This is a genomic window from Lipingzhangella halophila (assembly GCF_014203805.1).
Taxonomy (GTDB): Bacteria; Actinomycetota; Actinomycetes; order Streptosporangiales; family Streptosporangiaceae; genus Lipingzhangella; species Lipingzhangella halophila.
On the sequence record NZ_JACHJT010000001.1, the window covers coordinates 1,882,356 to 1,908,669 of the forward strand.

Sequence of the window (26,314 nt, forward strand, 5' to 3'; positions counted from 1 at the left end):
GTACGCGGCGCGCCGACATCCGAGCCCGGAACACCCCCCGAGCACGTCGATCAACAACGCAGCGCAGGGAGCACCTATGACGATCAGCGACCGGAGTGCGGCGCAGCGAGTGGGGGACCCAACAGGCCAGCCCCGCGCGACACTGGACCCCGGGGCCACGGGAGACCCGGACAGCACCCCCATCAAGCTCGACACCATCGCCGAGGCGCTCTCGGACCTGGCCGCCGGCCGTCCCGTCGTTGTCGTGGACGACGAGGACCGGGAGAACGAGGGCGACCTCATCATGGCCGCTGAGGCGGCCACTCCGGAGCTGCTCGCCTTCATGGTGCGCTACACCTCGGGGGTCATCTGCGTCCCGATGCTCGGCGCGGAGCTGGACCGGCTGGAACTGCCTCTCATGACCACGGTCAACGAGGAGAGCCTGCGCACCGCGTACACAGTCACGGTCGACGCGCGCTGCGGGGTGAGTACCGGGATCTCCGCGGCCGACCGGGCGCACACCATCCGGTTGCTCGCCGACTCCGAGAGTACCGCCGGCGACTTCGTGCGCCCGGGACACGTCCTGCCGCTGCGCTACCGCGCGGGCGGGGTGCTGGCCCGCCGCGGGCACACTGAGGCCTCCGTCGACCTCGCCCGCCTGGCCGGGTTGCGCCCGGCGGGCGTGCTCGCCGAGGTCGTCAACGACGACGGCACCCTGACCCGGCTGCCCGGGCTGCGGCGGTTCGCCGACGAGCACGGCCTGTGCCTCGTCTCCATCGAGGAGCTCGTGCGCTACATCGAGGACTCCACCGGCACCGTTCGCGGCGTGACCCCGTCCGCGCCGCGGTCACTGGTCGAGCGTGTCGTCGAGACCACCATCCCGAACGCGTACGGGCAGTGGCGCGCTGTCGGCTACCGCGGGATGGCCGACGGCGCCGAGCACGTCGCGCTCATCCTGGGGGAGATCGGCGACGGCACCGACGTGCTCACGCGGTTGCACTCGGAGTGCCTCACGGGGGACGCCTTCGGTTCGCACCGCTGCGACTGCGGTACCCAGCTCGACGCGTCGATGGCGGCGATCGCGGAGGAGGGCCGCGGTGTTGTTGTCTACCTGCGCGGGCACGAGGGCCGCGGCATCGGGCTGCTGCACAAGCTGCAGGCGTACCGGCTGCAGGACTCCGGTGCCGACACCATCGACGCCAACCTGGAGCTGGGCCTGCCCGCAGACGCCCGCGAGTTCGGCGCCGGCGCCCAGGTCCTGACGGACCTGGGAGTCCGCTCCGTCCGGCTGATCAGTAACAACCCGGGCAAAACCGAGGGTCTGCTCGGGCACGGGATCGCCGTCACCGAACGGATCGCGATGCCGACCGTCGTCACCGACGAGAACCTGCGCTACCTGCAGACCAAGCGCGACCGGATGGGCCACGACCTGACCGGTATCGCGGTCGTCAACTGAGCGCCATCCGAGTACCCACCGAAACAGCGACGGAGGACACGCGACCATGACTGGAACGGGGCGCCCTGGCGACCTGACCCTCGATGCGGCAGGGCTCACGCTCGGGATCGTCGCTACCCGGTGGAACGCCGGGATCGTCGACCCGCTACTGGCCAACGCCGTCGGGGCGGCCGAGGGTGCGGGAGTGGCAGCCCCCACCGTGGTGCGGGTCGCGGGGGCGATCGAGATCCCGGTCGTAGCCCAGGAACTCGCCCGCACCCACGATGCCGTCGTGGCGCTGGGCGCGGTCATCCGGGGCGCGACACCGCACTTCGACTACGTCTGCCAATCGCTCACCCAGGGGCTGACCGATGTCGCGTTGCGGGCCGCCAGCCCTGTTGCCAACGGCGTCCTGACCTGTGACACGCTTGATCAGGCGCGGGAACGTGCCGGGCTGCCGGGCAGCCACGAGGACAAGGGCCGCGAGGCGGCTGTGGCCGCGCTCGACACCGCCGTCACCCTGCGGACACTGCGTGAGAGGCACGGCCAGCCCGCCGCGTGAGGCGGCGCCGGGAGCCACCGGACAGCGGAAGAACAGGCGGGCGCGGCCCGGGAACTGAGCGGAGGAATCGCCGTGGACGGGGCCGCCGAGAGCCCGATGCCGCCGGTGACGTGGCGGCCGCGCAACATCCGCGTAGTCGCCTACGGGTTGGCCGTACTGGTCCTGGCCACCATGGTGGCCCTGGCGGTGGTCCTCCCGGAGCAGTTCCAGGTGACGGACCGTTTTGGCCTGGTCCTGATCGGAGTTGTCGGGGTGGGCGTCCTGCACCTGCTCGGTCGCCCGCGACTGGTCGCCACCGAGCGCCGCGTCACCGTCGTCAACGGCATCCGCACGCACGTGCTCGAATGGGCCGAGATCATCGACATCCGGATGCCGGCGGGGGAGCCGTGGCCCTCGATGGATCTGGCTGACGGGTCCACGCTGGCGGTCATGGGTATCCAGAGCAACGACGGCGAGCGCGCCCGGGCGGACCTCGCGGAGTTCCGCGAGCTGCTGCACGACCACGGAGAGGCAGAGGAGCCCGGCGGCCCGTAGGCCTGGCGCCGGGGTCCGGGCGAAACGCGGCCGGGATGGGACACCCGCGGCAGGCAGAGCGGGCCACGAGGTTTAGTCGGACGTTCGGAAACGGTATGTATCGGGCTATCAGGACACCGCGCATGGCCCCCGACATTGCCGCACTTCCCATCCGCCAAGCCGACAGAGACATAGGCTGGCCTCAAGAAACGGGTATCGGGGGCCGTTCGCTGAGAGGAGTGCCACGTGCGCGACATCCGTGGTTCCGTCGCCAAACTGTTCGCGTCAGGCGAGACGTTCGCGCTCGCCACCGTCATCGACACCTACAAGAGTGCACCGCGGGAGGCTGGCGCGGCGATGGCGGTCAGTGCCTCGGGGGAGGTCATCGGCAGTGTGTCCGGCGGTTGTGTTGAGGGGGCCGTCTACGCGCTGGCACAGGAGGTCATGGCCAGTGGAGAACCGGCACGTGAGCGCTACGGGGTCAGCGACGACGACGCGTTCGCCGCCGGCCTCACCTGCGGGGGAACGCTGCACGTCCTGGTGGAGCCGGTGAGCCGGACGCTGTATCCGGACCTGCCCGAGGTGGTGGCGGCCATCAACGCGCACGAGCCGATCGCGGTCGCGACCATTGTGGCCGGCCCGCGCAGGCTGGGCGCCCGCCGGATCATCCGGCCGGACCGGGCCGAGGGCACGCTGGGCGGCGACCGTCTCGACTCCGCTGTCGACGACGACGCGCGCGGCCTGCTGGCCCAGGGCAGTACCGGCGTCCTGCGTTACGGCGCTGATGGGCAACGGCGCCGCGACGAGCTTGAGGTCTTCGTGCAGTCGTTCGCCCCGCCACCGCGGATGCTGGTGTTCGGCGCCATCGACTTCGCCGCCGCCGTCGCCGACATCGGCGCGTTCCTCGGCTACCGGGTGACCGTGTGCGACGCCCGGCCCGTGTTCGCCACCTCGAAGCGGTTCCCCAAGGCCGACGAGGTGGTCGTGAAGTGGCCGCACGTCTACATCAGTGAGATCGAGGCGCAGATCGACGAACGAACGGCCATCTGCGTGCTCACCCACGACCCCAAGTTCGACGTACCGGTGCTGCAGGCGGCACTGCGCACCCCGGCCGGCTACATCGGGGCCATGGGCAGCCGCCGTACGCACGACGACCGGATGGCCCGGCTGCGAGAGGCCGGGGTCGGCGAGGATCGGCTCGCGCGGGTGCGCTCGCCGATCGGTCTGGACCTCGGCGCGCGCACGCCGGAGGAGACCGCGGTCTCCATCGCGGCCGAGCTGATCCAGACCCGGTGGGGCGGAAGCGGCCGCCCACTGAGCACCACGAGCGGCCGTATCCACAACGAGCCACTCGCCACTCAGGCCACACCCGTTGCGGCGGGAGCCGCCGAGCCCGGTGCCGGCGGTACCTGGCCGTAGTACGTACCTCCCGGAACCCCGGCGGAATTCGGTCACGGAACGGCCAGTATCGGCCAAGAACTTTCGTAAACCGAAGTGCATTGTAGTGCGCATCCCTCCGCGTAAGGGGGAATCGGTCGCCTCGGTCGTGGGGTTTGGCATCAACGACAACCCTGAACTGGCCTACCAGCGTGGCATTATCACGTCATGACGACACGTAAGAACAGTACTGGCGAGCCCCAGCTCGCCGGTCTCCTGCTGGCCGCCGGGGAGGGGCAACGACTGGGACGGCCGAAGGCCCTTGTTGAGCTGGCAGGAGAGCGGCTGGTCGACCGGGGCGTCCGGGTGCTGCGCGAGGGTGGGTGCGTGCCGATCTATGTCGTGACGGGAGCAGCGCCGGCCGAGGTGTCCGAGACGGTGGCGGTGCACAATCCCGCCTGGTCGGAAGGGTTGGGGTCCTCTCTGCGCGCCGGTCTCGACGCGATGCCCGAGGACGTCGACGCCGTGCTCGTGGCCCTCGTTGACCAGCCACTGGTGTCGACCGAGGCGGTGCGGCGGCTCGCCAACGCGTACGCGGAAGGGGAGCGTGCGATTGTGGCGACCTACGTCGGCAATCCGCGCAACCCGGTGCTGCTGGGGCGCGAACACTGGCCGAGCGTGCACGCGATGGCCGAAGGCGATGTCGGGGCCCGCCCTTTCCTACGCGCCTACTCCCATCTGGTCACGCCGGTCGCCTGCGACGACGTCGCCAGTTCAGAGGACATCGACACCCCCGACGACCTGGAGCGCATGCGGGCCCGCGTCGAACCCGCGGAGCAGGACACCAACACCGCCCGGATTCAGTAGGTAGTGTTTCTTGGCTCGCTGGCGCTCGCCGGGTCGGGTGCCTGGGTGGCTGGGAACCTTCGGGCGCCTCCGGTGTGGTGCCCAATGGGCTTCACCGGTCGCGGGCGCCCCACCTACGGACCCTCCAGAACCCCGGCGGCGCCCGGCCCGTTTTTGGGCTCGCTGGCGCTCGCCGGGTCGGGCGCCCCGAAGCCGGGAACCTTCGGGCGCCTCCGGTGTGCCGCCCTGGTCGGCTTCGCCAGTCGCGGACGCCCCACCTACGGACCCTCCAGAACCCCGGCGGCGCCCGGCCCGTTTTTGGGCTCGCTGGCGCTCGCCGGGTCGGGCGCCCCGAAGCCGGGAACCTTCGGGCGCCTCCGGTGTGCCGCCCTGGTCGGCTTCGCCAGTCGCGGACGCCCCACCTACGGACCCTCCAGAACCCCGGCGGCACCCGACCCGAACACGCCCCTGCGTTTTGGCGACCCGAAACGAGACCGTTTCTAGGGGTTCGCGACCGGCAGGTGTCGGATGCCGAACCGGGCGCGCATCTGCTCGCCGGGGGCGATGACACGGAGACCGTCCCCGGTGGCAAGGGCGTTCGGTGGGCACGTCATGGGCTCCACCGCGAGCGGGCCCCGGTTTCCGGGGTCGACGAAGCGGTCGGCGCTGTAGACCTGGAGCCAGGGGCAGGTGCGGTCGGTCCACAGCCCTACCGCGTTGCCGGAGCCGCTGAGCACAGTCCAGGCCAGGTCGTCACTGCCGTACTGCAGGCCGGTGAACGGGGTGTCGAACACGGTCGAGCCGACCGGTCGGGCGGTCCGGAAGTCGTGGTCGGTGCCCGCGAGTGGCTGCGGCGGGCCCACCGGAAGGAGGCGCTCGTCCACGGGCTGCCGGAGACGCGCGGGCAGGCGCAGCGTCGCGTCGTCGAGCGTGCTGTCGACCCGCACATAAGGGTGTGCCCCGATGCCGCAGGGAGCGGCGGACGAGCCCGAGTTGCGAAGGGTGACGGTGACCGTCAGGCCGGTGCGGGCGTCGAGCCGGTAGTCCGCTGTCGCCGCCAACCGGAAGGGGTACCCGGGGGCGCCGTCGAGCGTGCAGCCAAGGGTGACCCCCTGCGGGCTGACGTTTTCGGGGCGCCACGTCAACGCGTGGACCAGGCCGTGGATGGCGGAGCTGCCACCGCGTTCGGTGACCTCAAGCTGGTGTTCGGCACCGTCGAACACGTAGCGCCCCTCGGCGACGCGGTTCGGCCACGGGGCCAGGAGCTGGCCCTGGAACCCCCGAACCTCCCCGCCGGGGTCATGCCCCCAGAGCAGCTCGTCGCCGCCACGGCCGAGCCGGCACAGTGCCGCGCCGCGAGGCTCGACCACCGCCCAATACTCGCCCGCCCTGAGTTCGAACGCGTCGCTCACCCGACACCAACTTCCCACGTGACGCGGACTACCGGAGGGAGCATACGCGGGTGCTCAACCGAGCACGGAATCGAGGGGTATCAGTATCCCCGATCCCAGGGTGAGCAGCCCGCCGGCCAGCACGGTGACCACCATCAACAGGGAACCGGCCACCGAGAGCCGATAGGACATCAACCGGACGCGCGCCTTGCGTTGCTTGCCGGCAGCGGTGCGTCCGAGCACGAACAGGGCGAGCCCCAGCACCACCGGGAACCACCAGGAATTCCCGCTTCCGCCGGGAAGCAGCCCGGTCACGCTCTGCGCCCCGGCCGCCAGCGCTGAGACCGGCGGGCTGTCGCTGACCGCCAGGAGCACTTCGTAGCCGGCGAGCACCGCGTCGCTCTGCGGGAAGAAGCCTTCGGGCGGCAGCAGCGACCTGCCCAGTCCTTCGGCAAGGCCCGCCAGGCCGGCGGGGTAGGCGAACCGGCGGCACCGACCCGATCCCATCGCGCGCTCGATCTGGCGCATCCCCCGATCGACGCGTCGCCGCTCGCGGTCCTGTTTCCGCTGCGTCTGGGACCCGTTCCGGTACGGGGTGCCGGAGGGCGGCCGATCCGGGTCAGGCGGTGGCTGAGCACCGTTGTCCCCTCGGGAGTCGCCACCGGGCAGGCGCTCGCGCGCCCGGGACCACCCGCCGCCCACCGCGGCGGCGATGCGGTGCCAGCGCTCGCGCCAGCGCCCGCGGCTCTGGTCGCGGTCGAGCTGGCGCTGGGCCGCGCCGGCCCGCAGGGCGCTTGGTAGCAGCATGGTCGCTGTGCTGATCGCGGCGTTGGTGGCGACGTCGCCGTGCGGGCCGCGTAACGCCGCGCTTCGCTGCGCACGCCACCACTCCGCGCGCGGCGCATCGCTGCGATGGGCCGGGTGCCAGGACTGCGCGCGCAGGTGCCGGCGTTTGCGGGTGGCCGCATCGGGATCCAGGACCAGCTCGGTGGCCTCGGCCCATGCCCTGTCCCATTCGTGTGTGGCGGGAGTCCTCTCCGCGACGTCGCGAGCGTCCGTGGCGAGCACGCGTTCCACGGTCGTACGCACCTGCCGCATGATGAGGGGCACCTCGTGCTGCACGCGTTCGAGTAGCACGCAGCGGTTTGTGCCTTCGGCACGGCAGACCGGATGGTCGCACCAGTGGCGCGCGGCGAGCCCGAGCGCGCCCAGCTCGATGGCCTCGCGAAGGGTCGCGTGCCGGGCGGACTCGCCCACGGCCATGGCCAGCACGCCTTCGGCGCTGACCTCGTGCCCGCGGTAGCGGGGCGCCATCCCGGGCACGAACCGCGCCGCGAGCGCGCTGATCGCCACGTGCGCGCGTTCGGGTTCGTCGTCGAGGACCGTGAGGTAGGAGCGGTCGAAGGTGTAGTCGTTGGCCTCGCGGTCCAGCCAGGTCCGCAGGGTCGGCCAGTGGGTGCGCAGCCAGACGGAGCCCTTGTCGGAGCGGTCCATGAGGTCGAACGCGAGGCTGGGCGGGTCGTCGTGGGAGACGTCGGCGAAGCTGATGGGCGCGTACCGGCGGGCCTTGACGATCTCCGGGCGTTCCCCGGCCAGCCACTGGCGCACCTCGGCGTAGCCCCACCGGGCCGCGGGTACCGGGGTGAGCAGCCCTTGGGCCAGGAGCCGCCACTCCTCGTCCGGGATCGCCGAGACGTCCACCTCGCTGTTGCGGACGGTAAGCCAGTTCTCCCCGCGCACGGGTCGGCGCCCGGCCATCATCTCGTGCGCCATGACGCCAAGGGACCACCACGCGGCCGGCGCTTCGCGCCGGCCCTCGATGACCTCGGGGGCCGCGTAGTCCTCGGTAACGGCCTGGCTTCCGTAGACCCGGCTCATCGTCGCGCGGACCGCGCCTCCGAAGTCGGTGAGGGCGAACACCGGCGGGTCGGCTTTGCGGATCAGCAGGTTCTCGGGCTTGACGTCGGTGTGGTTGTGCTGCAGCGAGTCCTGCCAGTGGTGCAGGCAGGCGGCGACCGCGGCGACGATGTCGCGGGCCCGCTCATCGGGCAGCGGGGCCTGGTCGATCAGCGTGCGCAACGAGCCCGCGGCGAAGTACTCCTGTGCCTCCCAGGCGACGTCCTCGCCCCAGGAGCTGCGCGCCGTGCCGTAGCCGTGGATCGCCGGAGTGTAGGGGTCGGTGGCACCGCGGGCACGAAGCCGGTCGAGCAGCTCGCGGTTGATGTCGTGGCCGGGGCGGTAGACCTTCAGCGCGAGCTGGCGGTCCGGCTCACCGACCGGTTCGGCGAGGTAGACCATGGCCTCGCCCCCGGAACCGATGTGGCCCTGCACACGGTAGGACCGCCGCAGCTCTTCCGGGATCGCGTAGTCGAGCTCTCCGGCCGGTCCGACCACCACTCGCGACACCAGGCGCGGGAACCAGCCCAGCAGTGCGCCGGTGGGGTGCCGCCACCGCGGCCGGGCCGGCGGCTGCTCGCCGGCCGAGGCGTTCGATAGCCCGAAGCGGCGGGTGTGGGCGGGTAGCACCGAGGTGTGCGCGTCGTCGCCGGCGTCCCCTACCTCAGAGCGCCCGTTGCCGGGGCGCAGGATTTGGGTAACCCAGCGCGTTCTCCCGCGGCCGCCCTGGTCGGGTCGGGTCGCGGTCGGTTCGATCCGGTGCGTGGGTGCGCTGGGGTCATCGGGTTCGGGTGTGGCCATCGCTCAGGCTGGATCTCTCGGTGCTGGACTGGGAAGCGTGTAATCGGCCCCTTCTCCCACAGATTAGGCGAGGCGGACGGCACCGGTGGTGCCCAGCCGCGCCCTCTTCCGGCCACGACACGGTTGCCCGGGTGGTTCTTCGCTTTCCGTGCGAGGTGACACACCCGACTCGGCCGAACACGAACGAGGGCCGCCCCGCACGGGGCGGCCCTCGCGAGCCAGTATCAGTGGGACCCGGTTCGTTCCCACGCGGCTCAGGCGCTCTGGTGGGTGAACTCCGCGTCGATATCGATCTTGATCCGGTCGCCGACCACGACGCCTCCGGTCTCCATGGGCATCTCGATGTCGACGCCGAACGCGGAGCGGCTGATCTCGGTCTCGGCGTGGAACCCGCAACGGGTCATCCCCCACGGGTCCTTGGTCACACCGTTGAACTCCAGAGTGAGCTCCACGGGCTGGGTGTTGCCCTTGATGGTCAGGTCACCGGTGAGGACGAAGTCCTCACCGGACTGGCGGATACCGGTGGACTCGAACGTCCACTGTGGGTGCGTCGCCGCCTCGAAGAAATCGGCCGAGCGGAGGTGGTCGTCGCGCTGCTGGCTGTCCGTGTTGATCGAGTCCGCGTCGATCGTGGCGCGCACCGCGGCCTTGGTCGGGTCCTCGGGGACCGTCAGAGTGGCGTCGAACTTCTCGAACCGGCCGCGCACCCGGCTCACCATCATGTGGCGGACCGAGAAGCTGAGCATGGAGTGAGTCGGGTCGATCTCCCAGGTACCGGGGATGAGCTCCTGATCGGTCATGGTGTCCTCTTTCGTGGTACTCGTCGGCACGCTCCACGCGTTGCGGCCTCGCGGACCCCGCAGCCGCACTTACGTTGGAAGAATCTTTCTGAGAAGAAAGTAGTCGGAGAGGGGTCGGGAACGCAAACGCGCGAGTACGATTGCCGCTATGAGCGCGGTCAGTTGGCTCGATGCCGGTGAACAGCAGGTCTGGCGAACCTTTCTCCGGGTGAATTCGGTCATGCACGACGTGCTCGACCGCGACCTGCAACGGAGGCACGGGCTCACATTGGTGGAGTACGGCATCCTGGTGCACCTCTCGGAATCCGAAGGCCAGCGCGAACGCATGCGCGGGCTCGCCGACACCGTCATCGTCTCCAAGAGCCGGCTGTCCCATCAGGTGGCGCGCCTCGAACGCGACGGGCTGGTGCGCCGGGAGACCTGCGAGGAGGACCGACGGGGCTCGTGGGCCGTGCTCACCGAAGCCGGGGAGAAGGCACTGCGCGCGGCGGCGCCCGACCACGTCACACGGGTGCGGGAGTGCCTGTTCGACCGGCTCTCGGCCGAGCAGGCAGCCCAGTTCGGCGAGATCCTGGGCATCCTCGAAGAAGGGCTGAGCGAGCGGGCGCAGTGACCCGGTTGCCCGGTTCGGCCCTGTCCTCCACCTATTGAGCTGGCGGGATGGGTAGAGTCACGTGATGTGACCGGACAAACTATCAGCGGTGCTCAGCGGTTCCGCGACGACGACGGCTCGGCCGATCCGCGGGTGCGCGAAAAGCTTGACGCCTACTCTCGGGGCAACGCGGGTGACCGCCAGGTGCTCGCCGCCCTCGGACTGTCCCGGCTGCTGGTCCCGGTGGTCGCCGTGCCCGCTGAGGACGGCGCGGAGAGCGCGGACGGCGCCGGCGGTACGGACGGCGCGGACGGCACGGACGACGGGAGCGGCGGTTCCGACCACCCTGACCACGACGACGGCAGCGGGGTCTCCCTGCCGTTGATGCTCGGTGCGGACGGGCGGCGCGGCGTGCTCGCGTTTACCTGTGTCGACGCTATGCAGTCGTGGCGGGCCGATGCCCGGCCCGTTCCGGTCAGCACCGTCGACGCCTGCCGGGCGGCCATCGACGAAGGTGCCGACGCCCTGGTCGTCGATGTCTCCGGGCCGGTCAGCTACGCCATCGAGGGCCACTTCCTGGCCACCCTCGCCGAGCACGGCGCGATCCCGGAGCCCGAGGACGACCCCCAGGTCCTCGCGATGATCTACCGGATCACGCACACCGAGTTCGGTATCGAGCGCGTCCGGATCCACGAGTCCGCCCGCGCCGACCTTGGAGTCCGCTTGGAGCTGGACCGGCGCGACGACGAGTCGATGCGCCGGGTCGCCGAGCGGCTGGCCACCGAACTCAAGGACCTGTTGCCCGGCGGCGTGGAGCTGAGCGCCGTGGTGCGCGCCAAGCGCCGCGAGTAGGCCCCGGGCAGCACGCCGCCGCGGGGAACCGGGCCGCGGAACCGGCCACTGCCGCGCACCGCGCGGATCCGGTATGTTCTGGAGCCATGCCGTCCGCCACCGTGCTCGCGCTCACAATCTGCCTCGCCCTGCTCGGCGCGGTGGCCGGAATGACGGCCGGACGTGTCATCCCGCTGTTCCCCCGGCACGACCCCGAACCCGACGACGAGTCCGGCCCGCCGCCGCCCACCTGCCCCCACTGCGGCGCCGAGGTGCCCTGGCCGCGCTGGGCGCCCCTGCCATTGCGGTTCCTCGTCAAGACGGGGTGCCAGGACTGCGGACGGCGGGTGCACGCACCCGCCGTCACCATATGGGTGGCCGCGCTGCTCCTGGGGACCCTCGCGTTCACCGGGGCCGACCGGTTCCCCGTGGAGATCGCCGCGTTCGCGTTCTTCGCGATCTGGGGTGCGCTGCTCACGGTGATCGACGCCCGAGTGCACCGGCTGCCCAACCGGCTGGTGCTGACCTCCTATCCGGTGGCGCTTGTGCTGCTGGCCGCGGCCGCGCTGACCATGCCGGACGGAACGACCCGGTTCACCATGGCCCTCATCGGCATGGCGGGCCTAGCGGTGTTCTACTGGGTGCTGTGGGTCATCTACCCCGCGGGTATGGGGTGGGGCGACGTCAAGATGGCGGGGCTGCTGGGCCTCTTCCTCGGCTGGGGCAGTCTGGGCAGCGTCGTCTCGGGGACGTTCCTGGCGTTCCTGTTCTCCGCCACGTTCGGGATCACCCTGATCGTGCTGCGTAGGGCGACCCGCAAGACCGCGATCCCGTTCGGCCCGTTCATGATCATCGGGGCGTTCGCCGTGATCACCGTGGGCGACCCGCTCCCGCTGCTGCTGGGCTGAGGCCGATGTGCCAACACCTCCCCGGACGTGGGAAGATCGAGGCATGATGCGCTGGCTGACCGCGGGGGAATCACACGGTCCGTCACTCGTCGCGATCCTCGAAGGCGTACCGGCCGGCGTCGGTGTCACCACCGATGACGTCGCCGCGGCGCTGCGTCGGCGACGCGCCGGGTACGGCCGGGGCGCCCGGATGAAGTTCGAGCAGGACGAGGCCACCCTCATCGGGGGGATCCGGCACGGGCTGACCCAGGGAGGCCCGGTCGCCATCCAGGTGGCGAACTCCGAGTGGCCCAAGTGGGAGCAGGTCATGTCGCCCGACCCGGTCCCCGCCGGGGAGCTCGACGGTGTCGCCCGCAACGCACCCCTCACACGCCCCCGCCCCGGCCACGCCGACCTGGTGGGCATGCAGAAATTCGGGCACGACGAGGCCCGGCCCGTCCTGGAGCGCGCCAGCGCCCGGGAGACCGCCGCCCGCGTCGCCATCGGCGAGGTCGCCCGCCGGTTCTGCCGCCAGGCACTGGGCGTGGAGATCCTCAGCCACGTCGTCTCCCTGGGCGGGATCGGCGTCCCCGCTGACACACTGCCCGGGCCCGACGACCTCGACAGCGTCGACGCCGACCCGGTGCGCTGCTTCGACTCCGAAACCAGCGCCCGCATGGTGGCCGAGATCGACGACACCAAGAAGGCGGGCGACACGCTCGGCGGTGTCGTCGAGGTGCTCGCTTACGGGCTTCCCCCCGGTCTGGGGAGCCACGTCCACTGGGACCGCCGCCTTGACTCCAGACTGGCCGGGGCGCTCATGGGGATCCAGGCGATCAAGGGCGTGGAGCTGGGGGACGGCTTCCGCACCGCCGCGCGCCGCGGTTCGGCCGCGCACGACGAGATCGAGCCCGGCGACGACGGCGGAGTCAACCGCCGCACCAACCGCGCGGGCGGTGTCGAGGGCGGCATGACCACCGGCGAGCCGCTGCGGGTAAGCGCCGCGATGAAGCCGATCGCCACGGTGCCGCGCGCCCTCGATACGGTCGACGTGTCCAGTGGCGAGTCGGCGCAGGCCCACCACCAGCGCAGCGACGTCACGGCCGTGCCCGCCGCGGGCGTGGTCGCCGAGGCCATGGTCGCGCTGGTGCTCGCCGAGGCGGCACTGGAGAAGTTCGGCGGCGACTCCGTCACCGAGACAAGCCGCAACCTGCACAGTTACCTGGACGGTCTGGCCATCGGGTAGCGACCCGAGCCGCCGCCGTGGAGAAGGACCGCTACTGATGAGCACACCGATTGCCGTCCTCGTGGGCGCGCCCGGATCCGGGAAGTCCACGGTCGGCCTGACCCTGGCCCAGCGGCTGGGCGTTGAGCTGATGGATACCGACACCGAGATCGAGACGCGGGCGGGCAAACCGATCGGCGACATCTTCCTGGAGGATGGCGAGGAGGCGTTCCGCGCCCTGGAGCGCAAGGTCGTCGAATGGGCGCTCGCCAGTCACGCCGGTGTGCTCGCGCTGGGCGGCGGGGCCGTACTGGACCCCGGGACCCGCGACGACATCGCGAAGCACCACGTGGTGTACCTGCAGGTGGAGTTCGCCGACGCCGCCAAGCGAGTCGGCATTGACAAGGCGCGGCCGTTGCTGGCGGGTAATCCCCGGGCCAAGCTGCGCAAGCTGCTGGAGGAGCGGCTGCCCATCTACGAGGGGGTCGCCAGCCACACCGTGACGACCAGCGGGTACCACCCCGAGGAAGTCGTCGACGCCATCGTCGGGACCCTGCCCCGGGACCGCCAGCGATGACCGTGCGGCGGATCGGTGTCGGTGGCGCCCAGCCCTACGACGTCGTGGTGGGCGGCGGCGTCTTCGGCGAGCTGCCCGGACAGGTGGGCCCGGATGCCGCCCAGGTTGCTGTCATCCGGCCGGACAGCCTGGGCGAGGTGGCGCGCCCGGCGCTGCGGGTGCTGGAGGCGGCCGGCTACACCGTGCACGACATGGGCGTTCCCGACGGCGAGGCCGCGAAGAACGTCACCGTGGCGGCCGACCTGTGGGGCCGCCTCGGGCGGGCCGGCTTCACCCGGACCGACGCCGTCGTCGGCATCGGGGGCGGCGCGACCACCGACCTCGCCGGGTTCGCCGCGGCCACCTGGCTGCGTGGCGTGCGCGTCGTTCTTGTCCCCACCACGCTCCTGGGCATGGTCGACGCCGCTGTGGGCGGCAAGACCGGCATCAACACCACCGAGGGAAAGAACCTGGTCGGGGCGTTCCACCCGCCCGCCGGGGTGCTGTGCGACGTCGCGACGCTGCCGAGCCTGCCCGCGGCGGACTACGCCGGTGGCCTGGCCGAGATCGTCAAGGCCGGGTTCATCGCCGATCCGGTGATCCTCGACCGGATCGAGGACGACCCCGATGGTGCCACCCGGCCCGAGGGACGCCACACGCGCGAGCTGATCGAACGCGCCATCGCGGTCAAGGCCGAGGTGGTCTCGGGAGACCTCCGCGAGAGCGGCCAGCGGGAGATGCTGAACTACGGTCATACGCTGGGTCACGCCATCGAGCGCGTGGAGAACTACACGTTCCGGCACGGCTACGCGGTCGCGATCGGCATGGTCTTCGCCGCCGAGCTGGCCCGGATCGACGGCCGGATCGACGCTGGGACCGTGCGGCGGCACCGGGCGATCCTCACCTCGGTGGGCCTGCCCACCGCCTACTCCGGCGAAGCGTGGCGCGGGCTCCGCGAGAGCATGCGGGTGGACAAGAAGGCACGCGGCGCCGCCCTGCGATTCGTCGTCCTCGACAACGTCGGCGAACCCTCGATCCTGGCCGACCCGTCGGAGGAAATGCTCGACGCCGCTTACGGCGCGGTGAGTGCGTGAACGCTCCCGCGCCCAGAACACACTAGACTGCGATTAGACGACCGGCGTCGGCGCATCGGACCTGTCCCCGGACAGCAGGATGCCGCGGGCCGGGATCCTCGACCGCCGCACCGGCCACCGGGACCGACCTCCGGGGTGCCTGCGCGGTCATGGGACCGGCCCCGACGACCGGCATCAACCGTGCCCGACCTCTGGGAGAGACAACCGAAGTGGCCACGACGAACGACCTCAAGAACGGCACGACCCTGAAGCTCGACGGCGGTGAACTCTGGAACGTCGTAGAGTTCCAGCACGTCAAGCCCGGCAAGGGCGGTGCGTTCGTCCGCACCAAGCTGAAGAACGTCACCTCCGGCAAGGTGGTCGACAAGACCTTCAACGCCGGCGCCAAGGTCGAGGTCGCCAACGTCGACCGGCGCGAGATGCAGTACCTCTACACCGACGGCGAGTCCTACATCTTCATGGACACCGACACCTACGACCAGGTCGAGGTTCCCGCGAAGGTGCTCGGCAACAACGCCGACTACCTGCTGGAGAGCGCGGTGGTGACGGTGGCCATAAACGAGGGGAGCCCGCTGTACGTGGAGCTTCCGGCCGCCGTGGAGCTGGAGATCAGCCAGACCGACCCCGGTGTGCAGGGCGACCGCTCCACCGGTGGCACGAAGTCGGCCACGGTCGAGACTGGCGCGGTCATCCAGGTTCCGCTGTTCATCACCACGGGCGAGCGCGTCAAGGTCGACACCCGCACGGGCGACTATCTGGGCCGCGTCAACTGATGGCGCTGGATGCCTCGACCGTGGAACACCTGGCAGGAGAACGATGAGCGGCGCCAGACGCAAGGCGCGCAAGCGCGCTGTCGAAGTGCTCTACGAGGCCGAGCTGCGCGACATCTCGGTGCCCGAGGTGATCGAGCGCCGGCGTGCCCAACCCCAGCCGCCCATCAACGAGTTCACCGAGCAGCTCGCCGCGGCGGTCGACGAACGGCGCGACCGGATCGACGCGTTGCTCGGCCAGTACGCCATTGGCTGGACGCTGGAGCGGATGCCGGTGGTTGACCGCAACATCCTGCGCATGGGGGCCTACGAGCTGTTGTGGGCCGAGAGCATCCCTGACGGGGTGGCGGTCTCCGAGGCGGTCGCCGTGGCCAAGGAGCTGTCCACAGAGGACTCGCCGACCTTCATCAACGGCCTGCTCTCGCGACTGATGGAGAACAAGGCCACGCTGGCCCTGTAGGGGCCGGCCCGGCAGGTGACCCGCTCGTGCGCGAAAGGACGAGGCCGTGACAGACAACGCCAGTGACGTGGGCGTGGCCGTGGACGGCACGCACTCCTCGGGACCGCACCGGGCCGCCACCGTGGCGCGCACCGCTGTGGTCTGGGACACGCTGCGCACGACCCTGGCCGGGCTCGAAGCCGGCTCCAGCGCAGGCTCTGCCGAACCGCTGTCGATCGTCGACGCGGGCGGCGGCACCGGAGGCGCCGCCGTCCCGCTCGCCGAGCTGGGGTACGACGTCACGGTCGTGGATCCCAACCCCGACTCGCTGGCGGCACTGGAGCGGCGCGCCGCCGAGTCCGGGGTGCGCGTGCGGGCTCTCCAGGGGGACACCCGCGACCTTGCCGACCTGCTCCCCGCCGGGCAGGCGCACCTGGTGCTGGTGCACAGCGTGCTGGAGTACGTCGACGCGCCGGCGGCATCACTGGCCGATGTGGTCGGTATCACCCGCCCCGGCGGGGCCGTCAGCCTGCTGGCCGCGAACTCGGTCGCCGGCGTGCTGCACAGGGCACTGGCCGGGCATCTGGAGGAGGCGCGGCGGTTGCTGGGCGACCCCGAAGGGCGCTGGGGCGAGAGCGACCCCATGCCGCGCCGGTTCACCGCCGAGCAGCTCGTCGCGCTGACCGAACAGGTAGGGCTGGCCGCTCCCACGGTCCAGGGCGTTCGGGTCTTCGCCGACCTGCTGCCCGGCCGGGTCTTCGAGACCGACCAGCAGGTGGGGGAGCAGCTCGTCGAGCTGGAGAAGGTGGCCGCCGAGCACCCGGCACTGTCGGGCATCGCCACCCAACTGCACGTCGTCGCCCACCGTCCTGGCTAGACCGGTGATGGGGGTGGACGGTTGGGAATCCACCGAGGGCGGCGAAGGCGGCGGGTGGGCCAGCCCGCGGGGCCTCCGCCACCCCGTTTTCTGCGCCGATCTTGAGGATTGCGTGCCTTTACCGCGCGGTAAAGGCACGCAATCCTCAAGATCGGCGCCCAGACCGCTCACAATCCGGACATAGCGGACGCGCGCGGCGCCGAAACTGACTGTGCGGACATACTCAGCGCCGAGAATGTCCCCCCAGTCAGTCTCGGCGCGGCCCAGCACCGAGAACGACACCACGGACACCCCCGCTGCCCCCGTCGCACGCGCCACCATCGGGCACCAGAACCGCTTACCCGGGGGCCGGCCCCTCTGGCGCCTTCGCTGCCCTCGTCGGGCGCGGCACCACCGGGCATCCGCACCGACCCCCGCGGGCCAGGCCCTCCGCCGCCCTCGCCGCGGGCGTGGCCACGCGCATACGCCACCGGCGCTGCGCCTCACCCCTTGTGCCTAACCCCCAAGGCCAGTACAACTCGCGAGACCAGGACGGCACACTGGTCACATGAGTCGACGCCAGCTCGAACGCGGGGCGGCGCTGCGCGGGATGGTGGGCGCGGCCGGTATCGAACCGCTGCCCGCAGGAGACGCCGGCGCCGATGACAACTGCCCCATCCTGCACATCGACATGGACGCGTTCTTCGCGAGCGTCGAGCAGCTCCGGTACCCCGAGACGCGCGGGCAGCCGGTGATCGTGGGCGGAACCGGCCCGAGGGGCGTGGTCTCCTCGGCCGACTACGTTGCCCGGACCTACGGCGTGCACTCCGCGATGCCGATGTCGCGCGCCATGCGCCTGTGCCCCGATGCCGTGGTCCTCCCGCCCGACGGCAAGCGCTACCGGCGCGCCTCGGAGGCGGTCATGGACATCTTCCGTTCCGTCACCCCCGATGTCGAGTCGCTCTCGCTGGACGAGGCGTTTCTCGATGTCTCCGGGGCACGCCGCCGGTTGGGTGGCCCGGCGCGCATCGCGGGGCTCGTCCGGGAGCGGGTCAGCCAGGAACAGCAGCTCACCTGCTCGGTTGGGGTCGCTCCCAGCAAGTTCGTCGCCAAGCTCGCCTCCACTCAGTGCAAGCCCGACGGCATGCTGCTCGTCCCCGAAGCGCGGGTGACGGACTTCCTGCATCCCCTGCCCGTCGGAGCGCTGTGGGGCGTGGGGCCCAGGACCGAGGAGGCGCTGCGGCGGCGCGGCCTGCGCACGGTGGGCGACGTCGCCCGTGTCCCGGTCGACACGCTGCGGCGCGAGCTCGGCGATGCGCTGGGCGCCCACCTCGGCGCGCTGGCCCGCGGGTACGACGACCGCGGTGTTGAGTCCACATCCGCCGACCGGAGTATCGGATCCGAGGAGACCTTCGACACCGATGTCGCCAATGTCGAGGTGATCCACCGTGAGCTGCTGAAGTTGTCGGAGAAGGTGGCCCGCCGGCTGCGCGGCAGCGGCCAGGTGGGCCGTACCATCGTGGTGAAGCTGCGCCGGGCCGACTTCAGCACGATCACCCGGTCGTGCACCCTCGCCGAGCACACCGACGTCGCTCGGGACATCAACAGTGCCGCCCGCGGGCTCTATGATGCGGCGGGGCTCCAGGGCGAGCGGTTGCGCCTGGTCGGGGTGCGGGTCGAGGGGTTGGCCGACTCCGCTGAGGTGCACCATCAGCTCGCCATCGGCGAGCCCGAGGCCGGACGGCGCGAGGCGGAGCAGGCGATGGACCAAGCTACCCGCAGGTTCGGGCCCGGAGTGGTGGGTCCGGCGACACTGGCCAAACGTGACAAGAATGACGGTTGAATCGCGTGTCGCGCGGCAACTTTCCGGGCGTCTTGTTCGTTACACCAGACGGACCATAGTTTTGCCCGGCGGTGGGCCTTCGCCCGCGGGCGGTGCCGCGGGAACGCTGATCGACCGGGTGGAAGAAGGGCGACGAGGCCGGTGTTTCGGTTAGAGGGTGAGGGTAATGTGGCTCATGAGGCCCGGCTCCACGCGCAACTTTTCTTTTCAGTAGGCGCTAAGGCACCGTATTCTGGGCATATCACAGACCAACAGACCGTTCAGTACCCGCCACCCCAATCGGGGACTGTCATTGGGAGGCGCCGTGCCGCTCTCTGAACACGAGCAGCGTATGCTCGACCAGATCGAGCGGGCGCTGTATGCCGAGGACCCCAAGTTCGCCAACACCGTTCGTGAGACGAACCCGGCGGTCCACTACAAGCGCTGGATCTTGAAGGCATCGATCGGTTTCTTCGTGGGTGTCGCCCTGCTCATGGGCGGCGTCATCGCGCAACAGGTCGCGGTCGGTGTCATAGGGTTCATCGTCATGCTGGCCTGCACGCTTTGGGGGATGTCGGGGTACCGCCGGGTTGCGAATGGCGGTGGCGCGGAAACCAAAGCCGCCCCCGAGCGCGGGCAGCGCCGGCAGCGTCCCGGTGTTATGGACCGCTTCGAGGAGCGCTGGCGTCGTCGCCAGGAGGGCGACCACTAGAACGCGGCAGCGCGGCCCGGGCGGAATCAAGGCGAACGCGAGCGCGCGCCCATCCTGCGATGGGCGCGCGCTCGCGTTTGGCCTGCGGTCGGGGACATCCGTATCCGGCCGGCAGCGCCCCGGAGCTCGTGGCCGGACCCGGTAACGCGTGTTCCGCTTGTTGTTGCCCCGCCCTCTCGGCCATGGGGCCGCCGGGGAAACGTCCGGCGCCGCCGTTAGGTGGTGCGGGCCCTGGCCCCGCGGCGGGCCGCCGGGCGCGGGAGACGCAGCACCGACCGCGGCGCGGCGAGCGCGCGGATCCGCCGGGCGCGGGACACCGCGGCGCGCAGCCCCGCCCGGGTCGTGGCCAGATCCGGGCCAAGCGAGTGGCCGACCTCCGGGTTCGGTGCGTAACGGGCGCTTTCCTCCGCCATCGCCACGCGCCACAGTGCTTCCCGCGCCGCCGCGTCCAGCCTGTACTCCGTGGCCATGCGGCGCGCCATCGCCCGCGGACTCTCGGCGGGATCGTGCGGCAGTCCCAGGTCCACCAGGTCGTCGCGCAACTCGTTGAAGGCCGCCCGCGCGCGGTCCGGTGCCGTGGCAGCGGGCGCCGCCGCCGTCGCGAGCCGGGCGCGTCGTACGGCGGCGCGGACCAGCGCCGGCGCGGCGAGAGCCAGCGCCACCAGCGCCAGTGCCCCCAACGCGGGGAGCCACGCGCCGCCGCTGCCGTCGGCGGCATCATCGGCGCCGGCACTGTCCTCGTCGGGGAGCGCGGATTCCTCGCTCGCGTCGGGTTCGGGCTCGTCCTCCGGTGCCGGCTCTGCGGACTCCTCTCGGGTGTCGGCGTCCTCGGTGGGCGCGGGGGTGTCCTGCTGGCCGGGTGCGGCGTAGTCGGGGACGGTGGCGTTGCCCTGCCCGCCGGCCGACGATGGGGTCGGCTCGAAGCGGAGCCACCCCTGCCCCTCGAAGTACAGTTCCGGCCAGGCGTGCGCGTCGGACTCCGTCACCTTCCATGTATCGTCCGAGAGCTGCTCGCCTGAGGTGTAGCCGACGGCGACGCGGGCCGGGATCCCGGCCTGGCGCGCCATGAGGGTCATGGTGGCGGCGAACTGCTCGCAGAAGCCGACGCGGCTGTCCAGGAGGAAGTGCGGCAGCGGGTCCGCGCCGTCGGGCACGGGCGGGGGCCGCAGGCTGTACTCGAACCTGCCGTCGGAGGTGAACCAGTCCTGCAGCGCCACGGCGCGCTCATGTGGGGTGGCGGCGTCCTCGGTGACGGAGCGGGTCGTTTCGGCCACCCTCGGATCGGTGTCGTCGGGGACGTCGAGGAAGCGTTCGTCGACCCCGGCTGCCCCCGGCTGGCTTTCGGCGAGGTCATCCGGATCGGGATCCGGCCGCGCGCTCGTCACCACGTAGTCTCCCTCGCCGGTGGCGCCGCGCGTGGTGAAGATCATGAGGCTTTCGGGGGCGGCGAACCAGTCGCCGGCGACCTCGATCTCGCGCGGCGCGTAGGGGACCGGCAGGAAGTCTCTCGACCGGGCCCGCTCAGCGAGCGTGATCTCGGTGGTGACGCGCTCGGTCGCTTGGCGGCCAGGGGGCTCCGGGAGCTGTGCGCCGGACGTGATGCGGTTGTCGGACGAGGTGCTCAGCGGCGACATGGTCCAGTTCTCGCCGTCGAACACGTCGAGCACATACGTGCGCAGGTAGTCCGGCTGGGACTGGGAGGACTGGTACCGCAGGACCTCCCGGTCGGTCGGGGACGCCAGTTCGCGGCGAAGCGAAACCATGGGGTGGGTCGTGGTGACGGTCTGCCCGCCGAGCTGCACCCTTTCGGCCAGGTCGTAGACCGCTCTGCTGGACAGGCCGGGGGTTGCCAGCGGGACGAGCAGCGCGAGTGCGAGCGCGGCCGCGGAGACGCCACTCGCCAGCAGCGTGTGCCGGGTGACGCCCAGTACGGTAGCTATGCCGAGTGCGGGCCCGGGGAGTGGGCCCCACGCGGTCGCGCGTGTCCAGGTGTCCGCCGTGAGCAGCGCCAGGTATCCGGCCGCCGCCAGGCCCACCTCCAGCGCGCCGATTCCGTGCTCCGCGGCGGCCAGCGGTACGAGCAGCGGGCCGGCAAGGGGAAGCGCGGTGAGGGCCGGTGCCCGGGCGGTCATCGCGAAGAAGTCGGCCGCGATCGCGATCAGGCCGAACGCGATCGCCAGGATGAGGGGCACGTCGGACCGCGGGCTGAGCGGCGCGGGCTGGTGCTCGATCCGGGCCCGGCCCTCGTCGATGAGCGCCAGCAGGCTCTCCACCGAATCGGGGGTGGGGACGAAAACGGCCAGGGCGTCAGCGGGCGTGAAGATCGCCGTGATGGCGCACGCGGCGACCGCGGCCTGCGCCAGCGGGAGCAGAGCGGGAGTCATGGGCGTCGCGCGGTAGCCGGCGCCGGTCAGCGCGACCGCGGCCACGACGGTGGCCGGTGTGACCCACCACCCTGATCCGGTCAGGAGCGGGGAAAGTGCCGGCAGGGTGCACAGCACCGCCACCGCCGTGAGCGAAGTCAGTACCCACCCTGGCTTCACGTTGTGCCTCCCCGGGAACCGGGACGGATCGGCGGCTGCGGCCACACCCGCGCCAGCTCGTCCACCGAGTCGGCTCGCAGGACCGTCCATCCGGCGTTGGTCAGCGCCTCTTCGCTCCGTTGTAGGGCGGCCGGCTCGGACCAGGCCGCCCTGCCGCACAGGAGCGCGACGTGGGTGCGGTCGGTGGTGCCGCGTTCTCGCGCGAGCGCGGCGGTATCGGCGGCGTCCAGCGCACCGAGCACAGCGATGAGCAGGCCGCGACCGGACGCGCCGGGGATGGACAGCGCCTCGGCCCCGCCGCGCAGGGAGGAGACCGCGGGGGCCGCTCCGGCCGGTGCCTCCCGCACCAGGGTGAGCGCGTCGAGAACGTCCTGCGCACGGCCGTTCGCGAGCTCCCCTTCAGGCGTGGCCACCCGGACCTCGTTGCCGCGCTCCAACAGGTGCAGCGCGATCGACGCGGTCGCGCTGACGCCGAACTCCAGGGACGAACCGGGCCCGGCGCCGGCGTGCGCCGCGGCACGCGTGTCGAGCAGGATCTCGCTGCGGTCGCGCCATTGGTGCTCCTCGCGGCGCACCATGAGCTGGCCGTGGCGCGCCGTGGAGCGCCAGTGCACCCGCCGGAGGTCGTCACCGCGCCGGTACTCGCGGGGGAGCACGTCGTCCTCGCCCGCCCCGGACATGGGCCGGGTCGGGTTCTCGGCGGCCGTGGCGGAGCCCCTCGTCAAGGGGGACTCCGGCAACGGCACCACGGGCGGCGTCACCAGGAGAGTCGTAGCCGGGCCGAGAGCGCGGGGAAGCCGGACGCAGCCGAGCGCGTCGGTGCACCACAGCCGCAGCGGGCCGATCTGGAAACGGCCGCGCATCTGGGCGCGTATCCGGTAGCTGAGATCCCGCGTCCCGCGCGGGCCCAGGTATCCCACGGCGAACCGGTGCTCCTGCCCCAGGAGCACCGGCAGCGAGTCCGCGACCAGCAGGCCACCAATGGGCAGCACGGAGGAGGAGTTGGCGATCTGGAGGAGCACCTGGGCTTCGGCGCCCGCGGGGATCCGGGATGGCGTCAGGGCACGGCGGTGCGTCACGATGCGCGGCGTACGCGCGACCGTCAGCAGGCCCAGCAGCGGCAGCGCGAGCGCGAGTGTCCCCAGGACGACAAAGTCGCGCTGTCCGAGCTGGTATCCGCCCGCGATCGTCGCCGCTCCGACCAGGACCAGGCCAAGGCCCCGGAGAGTGAGGACGCGGAGGGGGTTCACCTGGGCTTCCCGGCTTCTAACGCGGGCTGGGCACGGGCAGATGGGCAACTAGGTCGGCGACGACGCGTTCCGGGGTGTGCCGCTCGACCCGCGCCTCTGGAGTGAGCAGCAACCGGTGCGTGAGGACGGGCAGTGCCAGGGCCTGGACGTCATCGGGAACGACGTAGTGGCGGCCCTCAAGCGCGGCATAGGCACGCGCGGCGCGGACCAGGTGCAGGGTCGCGCGCGGTGAGGCGCCGAAGCGCAACGCCGGAGAGTTGCGGGTGGCGGTGACCAGGTCGACCACGTAGCGCCGCACACCCGGGGCCACGTGGATGCCGCGGACCTGCTCGACCATCGCCCGCACGTCACCGGCCTCGGCTACCGGCGCCAGCCGCTCCAGCGGGGAGCGTCCGCCGTGCGTGTCGATCATTTCCAGTTCGGCCTCGGGGGTGGGATACCCCACGGAGATACGGGCCATGAACCGGTCGCGCTGGGCCTCGGGCAGCGGGTAGGTGCCCTCCATGTCGGCGGGGTTCTGGGTCGCCGCGACCATGAACGGCCGCTCCAGGGGCCGCGTGGTCCCGTCGACACTGACCTGCATCTCCTCCATGCATTCCAGGAGTGCGGACTGGGTCTTGGGCGAGGCGCGGTTGATCTCGTCGCCCAGGACGATGTTGGCGAACACCGGTCCGGGGCTGAACTCGAACTCGTTGCGGTCCTGGTGGTAGACGCTGACGCCGGTGATGTCGCTGGGCAACAGGTCGGGGGTGAACTGGACACGCTGCACCGAGCAGCGCACCGCCCGCGCGAGTGCCTTGGCCAGCATCGTCTTGCCCACGCCGGGGATGTCCTCGATCAGCAGGTGCCCCTCGGCGAGCAGCACAGTGAGGACGAGCCGCACCACATCGGGTTTGCCCTCGATGACCTCCTCGATGGCCCGCTGGATACGTCCGGCGATGGAGACGAGTGAACCGGAGTCCCCGGGGGCAGCACCGCCCTGACCGTCGTATCGCGTGTCGAGTGACACGTGCCCGCCTCTTCCCGCCGCGTCTGAGCCAACGGATTTGAGGCTAGGGCCAAACCGGTGGAATGCAAACCAAAGCACGCCCCACCACCCGCTTGGACCCCGGCGGACGTCGCGCTGACTCCCACTGGGTCCGCCACCCCCGCGGGCTCTGTGGGGGGCGTTGGTGGGGAGCCACCCGAACGGCGCTCCACTCCGCACCACCCTGGATGACCTGCAAATCCCTCATGCGCAGGGTGTGTGGGGGTGCGTCGATTCTGTTGACCGTGGGGAAGAGTGGAGTACAGTGGTGCAGCGTGGAGGAGGAGACTGCTCCACGACCGGGGGCTTGGGAGGTGGGCCGGTGTTTCTCGGCACCCACTCACCACGCCTCGACCAGAAGGGACGACTGTTCCTTCCGGCGAAGTACCGCGACGAACTGTCGGGGGGGCTGGTGATCACGAAGGGTCAGGAGCGCTGCCTCTACGTGTTTCCTATGGAGGAGTTCCAGCGCATCACCGATGCCCTTCGTTCGGCCCCGGTCACAGCCAAATCGGTGCGCGACTACAGCCGTGTTCTCTTCGCCAGCGCGTCTGACGAGGTCCCCGACAAACAGGGTCGGATCACCATCCCGCCGGGTTTGCGCGACTACGCGGGCCTCGAACGGGACTGCGTGGTTATCGGGGCGAACACGCGTCTGGAGATCTGGGCTGCTCAGGCCTGGGCCGACTACGAGGCCGAGCAGGAACAGGCGTTCGCGGATCTCTCGGAGGAGGTGTTGCCGGGGGTGTTGTGACTCCGCGAGTTCGCGGCCGGCGTCGGCGCCCGGTGCGGCGAATCGCGAGCACCACCGTCTAGCCCTGTCTGGTTCGGGCCTTCAGACGCGGCCGGGACGTTAGCTGGCGCATCTTCCCCGGCGCCAGGTGACGTCCGGTAACGCGCCGCGTCTGGAGGCCAATCCGGACAGGGGGCGACCTTGGGGGAGGTCACGGGGATGGTCCACAAGGGGGACGCGGTAGTTATGCCGGATGGCGAGGCGGCGCATGTCCCGGTCATGCTCGACCGGGTCGTCGAACTGCTCTCGCCTTCCCTTCGGGCGCCGGGAGCGGTCGCGGTCGACGCGACCCTGGGGCTCGGAGGCCATGCCGAGGCTCTCCTCACGGCGCACGAGGGACTGCGCCTGATCGGGATCGACCGCGACACCACCGCTCTCGACCACGGCCGGCAGCGGCTTTCCCCCTTCACCGACCGTGTCGACCTGGTGCACGCGGTCTACGACGACATCCCCGGTGTCCTCGACCGGCTCGGCATCGCCGAGGTACAGGCCGTTCTGCTGGACCTCGGGGTCTCCTCCCCGCAGCTCGACGAGGCCGAGCGGGGCTTCTCCTACTCCCACGACGCGCCGCTCGACATGCGCATGGACCGCACCCAAGGGCGCAGCGCGGCCGACGTCGTCAACACCTTCTCCGCGGCGAAGCTCACCCGGATTCTCCGCGACTACGGCGAGGAGCGCTTCGCCCCCCGGATCGCCCGCGCCATCGTGCGTGAACGCGGCGAGCGCCCGATTGGCTCCACCGTGCGCCTCGCCGAGATCGTGCGCACGGCCATCCCCGCCGCCACCAGGCGGAGCGGCGGGCACCCGGCCAAGCGTACGTTCCAGGCGCTGCGCATCGAGGTGAACGCCGAACTGGCCGTCCTGGAGCGGGCCCTTCCCGCCGCACTGTCCCGGCTGGCCATCGGCGGGCGCATCGCGGTGCTGTCCTACCACTCCCTGGAGGACCGCCTCACCAAGCGGGCGCTTGCGGCACTGGCCACCGACACCACCCCGCGCGACCTGCCGGTCCTGCTCCCCGACCAGCAACCAGAGATCCGCCTGCTCACCCGGGGTGCCGAGACGCCGGACGCCGACGAGACCGAGCGGAACCCGCGGGCCGCGTCCGTGCGTCTGAGGGCAGCCGAACGGGAGCGCTGGCGATGAAGCGACAGCGCCGTACCAAAGTTGATGACGTGACGACGTAACCCCCGCGTCCCACGAGGGCACGGGCACCGAGAGCCGGGAGGACCGCATGGGCACCGCGACCGACGACCAGTCGCGCGGCGGGCCGTCGGCCCGCTCGACCGGGAGCGCGGCCGGCCGGGGACGCGCCACCGG

24 protein-coding genes are annotated in these 26,314 nt (G+C 71.3%); 18 read left to right on the forward strand and 6 right to left on the reverse strand.

What is annotated here, in order from left to right; all coding sequences use genetic code 11:
- Positions 1-76 precede the first annotated feature (76 nt).
- From F4561_RS08510 to F4561_RS08530, 5 genes are all read left to right on the forward strand, one after another.
- Positions 77-1,435: a bifunctional 3,4-dihydroxy-2-butanone-4-phosphate synthase/GTP cyclohydrolase II gene (locus F4561_RS08510; protein WP_184576422.1), complete on the forward strand. Its 1,359-nt coding sequence runs from the start codon at positions 77-79 to the stop codon at positions 1,433-1,435.
- Positions 1,436-1,481: 46 nt separating this feature from the next.
- Entirely contained in the window at positions 1,482-1,976 is a 495-nt protein-coding gene (gene ribH, locus F4561_RS08515) for a 6,7-dimethyl-8-ribityllumazine synthase (protein ID WP_184576424.1), read from the forward strand.
- A 96-nt stretch (positions 1,977-2,072) separates the two neighbouring features.
- On the forward strand, positions 2,073-2,510 hold the full coding sequence (locus F4561_RS08520; protein WP_184583379.1) for a PH domain-containing protein: 438 nt from the start codon (positions 2,073-2,075) through the stop codon (positions 2,508-2,510).
- Between the two features lie 225 nt (positions 2,511-2,735).
- The gene (locus tag F4561_RS08525) at positions 2,736-3,908 is read left to right on the forward strand and encodes an XdhC family protein (protein ID WP_184576426.1); all 1,173 of its coding nucleotides are present in this window, start codon (positions 2,736-2,738) and stop codon (positions 3,906-3,908) included.
- A gap of 186 nt (positions 3,909-4,094) precedes the next feature.
- Positions 4,095-4,733, forward strand: coding sequence for a nucleotidyltransferase family protein (locus tag F4561_RS08530; protein WP_184576428.1), 639 nt, complete (start codon positions 4,095-4,097; stop codon positions 4,731-4,733).
- A 479-nt stretch (positions 4,734-5,212) separates the two neighbouring features.
- Here F4561_RS08530 and F4561_RS08535 read toward each other — a convergent pair whose 3' ends face one another.
- The 3 genes from F4561_RS08535 to F4561_RS08545 all read right to left on the reverse strand — a co-directional run bounded on the left by F4561_RS08535 (position 5,213) and on the right by F4561_RS08545 (position 9,600).
- Positions 5,213-6,124, reverse strand: a complete 912-nt coding sequence (locus F4561_RS08535; RefSeq protein WP_184576431.1) for an aldose 1-epimerase family protein — start codon at positions 6,122-6,124, stop codon at positions 5,213-5,215.
- Between the two features lie 54 nt (positions 6,125-6,178).
- Positions 6,179-8,800, reverse strand: coding sequence for a protein kinase domain-containing protein (locus F4561_RS08540; RefSeq protein WP_184576433.1), 2,622 nt, complete (start codon positions 8,798-8,800; stop codon positions 6,179-6,181).
- A gap of 254 nt (positions 8,801-9,054) precedes the next feature.
- Entirely contained in the window at positions 9,055-9,600 is a 546-nt protein-coding gene (locus F4561_RS08545; protein WP_184576435.1) for a YceI family protein, read from the reverse strand.
- A gap of 148 nt (positions 9,601-9,748) precedes the next feature.
- Here F4561_RS08545 and F4561_RS08550 point away from each other — a divergent pair, with 148 nt between their 5' ends.
- From F4561_RS08550 to F4561_RS08600, 11 genes are all read left to right on the forward strand, one after another.
- Entirely contained in the window at positions 9,749-10,213 is a 465-nt protein-coding gene (locus F4561_RS08550; RefSeq protein ID WP_184576437.1) for a MarR family winged helix-turn-helix transcriptional regulator, read from the forward strand.
- A gap of 66 nt (positions 10,214-10,279) precedes the next feature.
- Complete coding sequence (locus tag F4561_RS08555) at positions 10,280-11,044, forward strand: SseB family protein (RefSeq protein ID WP_184576439.1); 765 nt, start codon at positions 10,280-10,282, stop codon at positions 11,042-11,044.
- A gap of 86 nt (positions 11,045-11,130) precedes the next feature.
- A complete protein-coding gene (locus F4561_RS08560; protein ID WP_184576441.1) occupies positions 11,131-11,931 on the forward strand; it encodes a prepilin peptidase in 801 nt (266 codons plus the stop codon).
- A gap of 43 nt (positions 11,932-11,974) precedes the next feature.
- Complete coding sequence (aroC, locus tag F4561_RS08565) at positions 11,975-13,156, forward strand: chorismate synthase (protein WP_184576442.1); 1,182 nt, start codon at positions 11,975-11,977, stop codon at positions 13,154-13,156.
- Positions 13,157-13,193: 37 nt separating this feature from the next.
- Complete coding sequence (locus F4561_RS08570; protein WP_184576444.1) at positions 13,194-13,712, forward strand: shikimate kinase; 519 nt, start codon at positions 13,194-13,196, stop codon at positions 13,710-13,712.
- Positions 13,709-14,785 carry a 3-dehydroquinate synthase gene (gene aroB, locus F4561_RS08575; RefSeq protein ID WP_184576446.1) on the forward strand — a complete coding sequence of 359 codons (1,077 nt, stop codon included), beginning with the start codon at positions 13,709-13,711 and terminating at the stop codon, positions 14,783-14,785. The genes F4561_RS08570 and aroB overlap by 4 nt, the downstream gene beginning before the upstream one ends.
- A gap of 209 nt (positions 14,786-14,994) precedes the next feature.
- Positions 14,995-15,558 carry an elongation factor P gene (efp, locus tag F4561_RS08580; RefSeq protein ID WP_184576448.1) on the forward strand — a complete coding sequence of 188 codons (564 nt, stop codon included), beginning with the start codon at positions 14,995-14,997 and terminating at the stop codon, positions 15,556-15,558.
- A gap of 43 nt (positions 15,559-15,601) precedes the next feature.
- Positions 15,602-16,015: a transcription antitermination factor NusB gene (gene nusB, locus F4561_RS08585; RefSeq protein WP_184576450.1), complete on the forward strand. Its 414-nt coding sequence runs from the start codon at positions 15,602-15,604 to the stop codon at positions 16,013-16,015.
- 46 nt (positions 16,016-16,061) lie between these two features.
- Positions 16,062-16,871, forward strand: a complete 810-nt coding sequence (locus F4561_RS08590) for a methyltransferase domain-containing protein (RefSeq protein WP_312885191.1) — start codon at positions 16,062-16,064, stop codon at positions 16,869-16,871.
- Positions 16,872-17,418: 547 nt separating this feature from the next.
- The gene (dinB, locus tag F4561_RS08595) at positions 17,419-18,693 is read left to right on the forward strand and encodes a DNA polymerase IV (RefSeq protein ID WP_184576453.1); all 1,275 of its coding nucleotides are present in this window, start codon (positions 17,419-17,421) and stop codon (positions 18,691-18,693) included.
- Between the two features lie 304 nt (positions 18,694-18,997).
- Positions 18,998-19,384, forward strand: a complete 387-nt coding sequence (locus F4561_RS08600; RefSeq protein ID WP_184576455.1) for an SCO2097 family morphological protein — start codon at positions 18,998-19,000, stop codon at positions 19,382-19,384.
- A 215-nt stretch (positions 19,385-19,599) separates the two neighbouring features.
- Here F4561_RS08600 and F4561_RS08605 read toward each other — a convergent pair whose 3' ends face one another.
- From F4561_RS08605 to F4561_RS08615, 3 genes are read right to left on the reverse strand one after another with little or no spacing between them, the layout of a single operon-like run.
- The gene (locus F4561_RS08605) at positions 19,600-21,927 is read right to left on the reverse strand and encodes a transglutaminase TgpA family protein (RefSeq protein ID WP_184576457.1); all 2,328 of its coding nucleotides are present in this window, start codon (positions 21,925-21,927) and stop codon (positions 19,600-19,602) included.
- Positions 21,924-23,177, reverse strand: a complete 1,254-nt coding sequence (locus F4561_RS33625; protein ID WP_184576459.1) for a DUF58 domain-containing protein — start codon at positions 23,175-23,177, stop codon at positions 21,924-21,926. The genes F4561_RS08605 and F4561_RS33625 overlap by 4 nt, the downstream gene beginning before the upstream one ends.
- Positions 23,178-23,193: 16 nt before the next feature.
- A complete protein-coding gene (locus F4561_RS08615; protein WP_184576461.1) occupies positions 23,194-24,186 on the reverse strand; it encodes an AAA family ATPase in 993 nt (330 codons plus the stop codon).
- 340 nt (positions 24,187-24,526) lie between these two features.
- On the opposite strand from F4561_RS08615, the gene mraZ reads away from it, so the two are divergent.
- Together mraZ and rsmH are read left to right on the forward strand one after the other, a co-directional pair.
- Positions 24,527-24,958, forward strand: coding sequence for a division/cell wall cluster transcriptional repressor MraZ (gene mraZ / locus F4561_RS08620; RefSeq protein WP_184576462.1), 432 nt, complete (start codon positions 24,527-24,529; stop codon positions 24,956-24,958).
- 198 nt (positions 24,959-25,156) lie between these two features.
- Positions 25,157-26,140, forward strand: a complete 984-nt coding sequence (gene rsmH, locus F4561_RS08625) for a 16S rRNA (cytosine(1402)-N(4))-methyltransferase RsmH (protein WP_184576464.1) — start codon at positions 25,157-25,159, stop codon at positions 26,138-26,140.
- Positions 26,141-26,314 lie beyond the last annotated feature (174 nt).